At 69.5% G+C, this 6,513-nt stretch carries 7 protein-coding genes; 5 read left to right on the top strand and 2 right to left on the bottom strand.

Features of this window, described 5'->3' with window-relative positions; genetic code table 11:
- Positions 1-673 (top strand): ATP-binding cassette domain-containing protein (locus G6028_RS13475; protein ID WP_182659172.1); only part of this gene is annotated, 673 nt, incomplete at its 5' end.
- 580 nt (positions 674-1,253) lie between these two features.
- Complete coding sequence (locus G6028_RS13480) at positions 1,254-1,775, top strand: endonuclease domain-containing protein (protein WP_182659173.1); 522 nt, start codon at positions 1,254-1,256, stop codon at positions 1,773-1,775.
- A 208-nt stretch (positions 1,776-1,983) separates the two neighbouring features.
- Here G6028_RS13480 and G6028_RS13485 read toward each other — a convergent pair whose 3' ends face one another.
- Both G6028_RS13485 and G6028_RS13490 read right to left on the bottom strand, forming a co-directional pair.
- On the bottom strand, positions 1,984-2,706 hold the full coding sequence (locus G6028_RS13485) for an HAD hydrolase-like protein (protein ID WP_182659174.1): 723 nt from the start codon (positions 2,704-2,706) through the stop codon (positions 1,984-1,986).
- A complete protein-coding gene (locus G6028_RS13490; protein WP_179525812.1) occupies positions 2,703-3,254 on the bottom strand; it encodes a TetR/AcrR family transcriptional regulator in 552 nt (183 codons plus the stop codon). The genes G6028_RS13485 and G6028_RS13490 overlap by 4 nt, the downstream gene beginning before the upstream one ends.
- Positions 3,255-3,336: 82 nt before the next feature.
- Here G6028_RS13490 and ppk2 point away from each other — a divergent pair, with 82 nt between their 5' ends.
- From ppk2 to G6028_RS13505, 3 genes are all read left to right on the top strand, one after another.
- Positions 3,337-4,230, top strand: a complete 894-nt coding sequence (gene ppk2, locus G6028_RS13495) for a polyphosphate kinase 2 (RefSeq protein ID WP_241730760.1) — start codon at positions 3,337-3,339, stop codon at positions 4,228-4,230.
- 114 nt (positions 4,231-4,344) lie between these two features.
- On the top strand, positions 4,345-5,388 hold the full coding sequence (locus G6028_RS13500; protein WP_179525811.1) for an enoyl-CoA hydratase/isomerase family protein: 1,044 nt from the start codon (positions 4,345-4,347) through the stop codon (positions 5,386-5,388).
- A gap of 54 nt (positions 5,389-5,442) precedes the next feature.
- Positions 5,443-6,513: AI-2E family transporter (locus G6028_RS13505; RefSeq protein WP_182659175.1), on the top strand; the 1,071-nt coding region annotated here is incomplete at its 3' end.

The following is a 6,513-nucleotide window of genomic DNA, read 5'->3' on the forward strand; positions in this document are numbered from 1 at the left end:
CACGCCGGTCGGCGACCTCTCCGGCGGCGAGCGGCGGCGCCTGCAGCTCACGCGGGTCCTCATGGCCGAGCCCAACGTGCTGCTGCTCGACGAGCCCACCAACGACCTGGACATCGACACGCTCCGCCAGCTCGAGGATCTGCTCGACGGGTGGCCCGGCACGATGGTCGTGATCTCCCACGACCGCTACCTCGTCGAGCGCATCTGCGACTCGGTGTGGGCGCTGTTCGGAGACGGCGGGCTCACCAACCTGCCGCGGGGGATCGACGAGTACCTCGAGCGCCGCAAGCGCGCCGGGGCCGCGGGCGACTCGGGCAAGGTCCTGCGCGAGCCCGCTGGCTCGGGTTCGGGCTCGGGCTCGGGTCCCGGGGCCGGATCGGGCGGTGGATCGGGCGGTGGTTCGGCATCCGCCGCGACCGCCGGCTCCGGCGGGTCCGGGCTCAGCTCGAGTGACGAGCGGGCGCTGCGCAAGGAGATGTCCAAGATCGAGCGCCAGATGCTCAAACTCGATCAACGACAGGCGACCCTCCACGAGGCCCTCACCGCCGCCGCAGGGGAGGCGCTCGACACGGAGAAGCTCGCGTCCCTCGACCGTGATCTCAAGGACGTGAGCGCGGAGAAGGAACAGCTCGAGGAGCGCTGGATGGAGCTCGGCGAACAGGTCGAGGGCTGATCCACCCGCCGGCGCGAGAGCGGTGTGGACGTCGAACCTGGTCGTCTTTGCTGCGGTGAATCGAGCGTTTCGCCGCGCTGGACACGACCACAATGTGGGCGGAACACCTGATGGCAAGACCGAGCGGCGCGGTTCGTTGTGGATGCTCGTCGTCCTCATCCACAGGGGACGCCGGGGGCGGGCGTGAACGGTCACCGCGGGCGATGATCCTGAGGTGCCCATTCCTCATCCTGCTGAGCCGTTCATCGGTAGTGCGGTGGTCGTGGAAGGCCATCTGTCCAGACATCAGCTCAGGTCAGGACATCGTCGTCTGTTCCCCGACGTGTACCTCGCCACCGGAGCGCCCGCCACACCGGATGTAGTGGTCCGCGGCGCAGCGCTATGGGCACCCGCTGGAGCCGTGATCGGCGGTCTCGCGGCGGCACTGATCCACCGGGAGCGGTGGTACGCGCCGGCTGCGGTCGAGAGAGAAGTCGACATCTACGCGGTCGGAACGGCACCCGCTCCGGGCCGTGTGCGGCTGCGTCGCCTCCGGCGTGCTCTGCCGGCGGGACAGGTGGAAGCGATCGGTGGACTCCGTGTGACCTCCGCTGCACGGACGGCCATCGACGTAGCGAGGTGGGAGGTCAACGACGATACGGCGATCGCGAAGATCGACGCCGTGTGCAATCGATCCCGGATCGCCGTCAGCGAGGTGAGTGCACTGGCACGGGGCCTGCGAGGGCTGCACGGTCTGCAGAGGGTGCGGAGCCTTCTCCGGTGGTGTGACCAGCGAGCTGATTCGCCGCCCGAGACCAGGCTTCGGCTGCTGATCGTCCGGTCGGACCTCCCCGACCCGACTCCGCAGGTCGAGATCCACAACGAGTACGGGGTGAAGGTCGCCACTGCGGATCTGGCGTACGAGGTCGGGAAGGTGGCGGTGTTCTACGACGGGGACGTCCATCGAGGCAGGTCTACCTGGGAGTACGACGCGCGGGTCAACGCCGAACTCTCGGAGCTGGGCTGGCAGGTGGTCCGCGTGACCGGTTCGATGCTCCGGAATCCACGGGCGGTACTCCGCCAGATCGGTGCGTCCCTCGAGCGCGGCCGCGCACGGGTATGACCGCGACGCGCGACCACATCACCCGAATCTTGGTCGTGCCCACTGCGACAGAACTGCGTTGTGGCCACAAGGGCCACGACCACACCCGTTGCGCGGGGCGCGCTGGGATGAAGGCGCTGGGGTGGGGGCGCGCTGGGTGTGCGGGGCGCGGCGGGGTGGGGGAGCGCCGGGGCGCGCAGGGGTGTGCGTGAGGCAGGGGCTGGGAGCGTCAATCGGCCGGTGAGGGATGCGCGCGAGTGTGGGCGAGACAGGCGGAGAGCAGGGCGTCGGCATCGGTGAGGCTCGGCAGGACGGCGTGGGCACCAGCTGATCGCAACTCGTCAGCGGAGACCCGACCGGTCGCGACGGCGACGCAGCGGGCCCCCACGTCGAGAGCGCCGCGGACATCGTGGACGTGGTCACCGATCACCACCGCGCGCTCAGCGGACACCTCGAGTCCGCGTGCGCGGGCGGTGGTGAGGGCACCGCGGACGAGGTCGGCGCGGTCGGCGTGGTGATCCCCGAACGCCCCGAGCCGCGGATCGGGAAGCCCGTCGAACCCACACACCCGGAGCTTGAGCAGCGCCGTCCGTCGCATGTTGCCGGTGACGATCCCCTGGTGCAGCCCGTCTACCGCGGCGAGGGCGGCTATCGCCTCGTGAGCTCCCGGGAGTGCCCCACCTCCCGCGTCGAGCAGGTCCTGCCCGTGCGCCTCGCACCGCTCGGCGACGGCGTGGAGCAGCGTGGTGACGAGGTCCTCGCGGGGGTCGATCCCGTTCCGCCCGAGCAGGTCGGTGCAGATCGCGCGGTCGGTCCGCCCGGCAAAGGAGACGTCCATGACGGGCTCGCCGCCGACCATCTCGGCGAGCGCGGGGGCGATCATCCGCGAGCCGAACCCGGCGGGGTCGAGCAACGTGAGGTCGAGGTCCCAGAGGACGAGCAGAGCGCTCACGATGGCGGCTGCAGCAGTGGTGCGAGCCAGGCGGTGAGGAACGCCCGCAGGTCGGCGTCGGAGCGGGAGTCGGGATCGTCGAGCACCATCACCGACCAGCCGATGTGCACGCCGACGTCGGCGAGGAAGTCGATGCGGTCGGCGAACTCGGGGAATCGCTCGATCGCCGGACCGAGCAGGTGGGCTGTGTACTCGAGGGATCTGTCGACAGCACCCGGATGGTGGATCGGGTTGCCCTCGCCTGACAGCGTCAGGGCTCGCAGCAGCGGGTCCCCGAGGATGCGTCGCCGGGCCTCGATCACGATCTCCACCAGCACCTCGAGCAGAGAGTCGGCCGAGTCCATCACGGACTCGTAGGCACCGACCAGCGCGGTCAACCGTTCGGTGACCGCCTCGCCGATCAACTCCTCACGGGTACCGAAGATCGAGTACACCGTCTGCCGACTCACCCCGGCCCGCTTGGCCACGACGGCGATATTGACCCCGTCGAACCCCACGTCCCCGATCACCGCTCGGGTCGCGTCGAGGATGCTGTCACGGGACCTCACGCCGTCCATTATCGCGCGAGCCGGCTGCGGACCGCATCCGAAGAGCCGGGCCGGGTGCGCCCGGGGCCGTAGGATCGCGGGCATGAGCGGCAAGAAGGACGACAAGAAGGCCACCTCGAGCGGGAAGAGCACGTCCTCGAAGAGCGGCGACACCGGGTCGAAGAAGAAGGAACTCGCCAGCGGCCTGGAGAAACTGCCCAAGAAGGCGTACGAGGCCGAGCTCGAGCGGTTGCAGGCCGAGCTCGTGGAGATGCAGGCCTGGCTCAAGGAGACCGGGAACCGGCTCGTCGTGGTGTTCGAGGGCCGCGACGCCGCCGGCAAGGGGTCGGCGATCAAGCGCATCACCCAGTACCTCAACCCGCGGTTCGCCCGCGTGGTCGCGCTTCCCGCCCCGACCGAGGTGCACAAGACCCAGTGGTACTTCCAGCGCTACATCGAGCACCTGCCCGCGGCCGGGGAGATCGTGATCTTCGACCGCTCCTGGTACAACCGGGCCGGCGTGGAACGAGTGATGGGCTTCTGCACCACGGACGAGTACCGCCGCTTCCTGCACCAGGCGCCGATCTTCGAACGCCTGCTCGTGGAGGACGGGATCATGCTGCGCAAGTACTGGTTCTCCGTGTCCGACGAGGAGCAGGAGCGCCGCTTCCGCTCGCGGCACGACGACCCCGTGCGCCGGTGGAAGCTCTCGCCGATGGACCTGGAGTCCATCAACCGGTGGGAGGCGTACAGCCGTGCCAAGGACGAGATGTTCATCCACACCGACATCCCCGAGGCGCCCTGGTACACGGTCGAGTCGGAGGACAAGAAGCGGTCGCGCATCAACGTCATCTCGCACCTGCTCTCCACCGTGCCGTGGGAGAAGCTGGAGCCGCCGACGTTCGAGATCCCGGAACGACCCGAGGGTGCGAGCTACGAGCGCCCGCCGCGCGAGGAGTTCAAGTACGTCCCGGACGTGGCGTCGGAGCTGCTCTGACCGGAGGCGGGGCACGATCGGCGACCTGACGCCGGGCGGGGCGGCGGGGGCGGCCTAGGTAGGAATTCCTAGTATCCCGGCGACGGGCACAGACCGGCCTGCCACACTGGGGGCATGAGCGAATTCGTCACCACCCGGCGAGAAGGCCGGATGCAGCACATCGTCCTGGACCGCCCCAAGGCACTGAACTCCCTCGACCTGCCCATGTGCCGGGCCCTGCACTCCGCCCTGGATGCCGCGTCGCAGGACTCGGGAGTGGAGGCCGTCGTCACCACCAGTACCTCGGAGAAGGCGTTCTGCGCGGGCGGCGACATCCGCGCGCTGCGCGACGCCGCGGCCGCCGGCGAGCACCAGACCAACCGGGAGTTCTTCTCCGAGGAGTACGCGATGGACCTCGCGTACCACACGCACCGGGTGCCCACCGTCGCCGTGATCCACGGCGTCGCGATGGGCGGCGGCCTCGGGATCTCCATCAACGGCTCGCACCGCGTGGTCACCAAGAAGGTCATGATGGCCATGCCGGAGACGGCGATCGGGTTCATCCCCGACGTCGGCGCCAGCCACTTCCTGCCCCGCCTGTGCGGCGGCGGGACCCGGGGTCTCGCGGTGGGGATCTACCTCGGCACCACCGGGGTCCGGATGAACTCCGCCGACGCGCTCTACACGGGTCTGGCCACCCATCTGATCGACGACGCCGACCGCGACGCCTTCGTCTCCGCCATCGGGTCCGATGGCCTGGACGCCGCCCTGGAGCGCCACGGCCTCGAGCACTCGGCGGCGGGGGAGTCCGCGGTCGAGAAGCACATCGACCGGATCGAGGACGTCTTCTCCCGTGCGACCGTGCAGGAGATGGTCGCGGCCCTGGAGTCCGGTGCGCAGGACGAGTGGGCCACCTCGACCCTCGAGATGCTGCGGTCGCACTGCCCCACGTCCGTCATCGCGACCATCGAGCTGCTCCGCGCAGGGGCGGCCGCGAGCGATCTGCGAGAGTGCCTGGCGGCCGAGTTGGCGCTGGGCGGATGGATCACCGCCCGCCCGGACTTCGTCGAAGGCGTCCGGGCCGTGGTGATCGACAAGGACCGCAACCCCACCTGGGACCCCGCCGACCTCGACGACGTTCACGTGGACGCCATTCGTTCGGCGTTGACCGGGGGCTGACAGAGTCTACTCTGATCGGCGTCCAGCGCACGGGGCGCGGGTCGAGGAGGGGCCATGACCACCACCGGTGACGGCGCGCGCGAACCCGATGTGCTCGCCCCGCACGAGGAGCCCAAGGGCTGGGGGATCGCCGGCGTCACCGTGGTGTCCCTGGCCGCCGCGTTCGTCGTGCTCTGGGGGATCTCCCAGCACGCGAACCTGGTCATGCCCGCCTTTCTCGCCCTGAACCTGGTGATCGCCGCCCAGCCGCTGCAGCGGTTGCTCGAGCGTGCCGGCCTGCCGAGGTGGGGCGGGATGATCATCGTCCTGCTGGTGCTCTACCTCCTGCTGGCCGCGCTGGTGGGGATGCTCGTGTGGGCGCTGTGGATCGCCGCCGAGGAGATCCCGCGCTACCAGGACAAGTTCGTCGAACTGTACGAGCAGACCATCGAGTTCCTCGGACGGTTCGGGGTGAGCGAGGACCAGGTCTCCTCGAGCCTGGCGGGAGTCGACCCCGGCACCGTGATCGGCACCGTCCAGAACGTGGCGGGGCAGCTGTCCTCGGCGGGCGGGCAGCTCACCGTCCTGGTGATCGCACTGACCTTCCTGGTGTTCGACGTACCGGGGATCACCCGCCGTCGGGCGGTGATCGCGCGCCAGCGGCCCCGGCTGGCGGACGCCCTCAGCTCGTTCACCGACGGTGTGAAGTCGTACTGGATCGTCTCGACGATCTTCGGTCTCATCGTGGCGGTCATCGACGTGATCGCACTGATGATCATCGGTGTGCCGCTGGCCCTGGTCTGGGGCGTCCTGGCCTTCGTCACCAACTACATCCCCAACATCGGCTTCGTCCTGGGCCTCGTGCCGCCCGCGCTGTTCGCGCTCCTGACCGGGGGACCGGTCGACGCCATCTGGGTGGTGGTGATCTACAGCGTGGTCAACCTGGTGATCCAGAGCTTCATCCAGCCCAAGTTCACCGGCGACGCCGTGGGGCTGACCCCCACCGTCACGTTCCTCTCGCTGGTGTTCTGGGCGTCGGTGGCCGGTGCTCTGGGCGCGATCCTGGCAGTGCCGCTGACCCTCGCGGTCAAGGCCTTCCTCGTGGACGCCGACCCCCGGATGACGTGGTTCTCGACGTTCACGACC

The organism is Dietzia cercidiphylli, assembly GCF_014145145.1.
Lineage (GTDB): Bacteria > Actinomycetota > Actinomycetes > Mycobacteriales > Mycobacteriaceae > Dietzia > Dietzia natronolimnaea.

Coding starts and splice junctions, on each gene's coding strand:
- ppk2 (WP_241730760.1), top strand. CDS start 3,337: ATGAGCGGCAAGAAGGACGACAAGAAGGCCACCTCGAGCGGGAAGAGC.
- G6028_RS13500 (WP_179525811.1), top strand. CDS start 4,345: ATGAGCGAATTCGTCACCACCCGGCGAGAAGGCCGGATGCAGCACATC.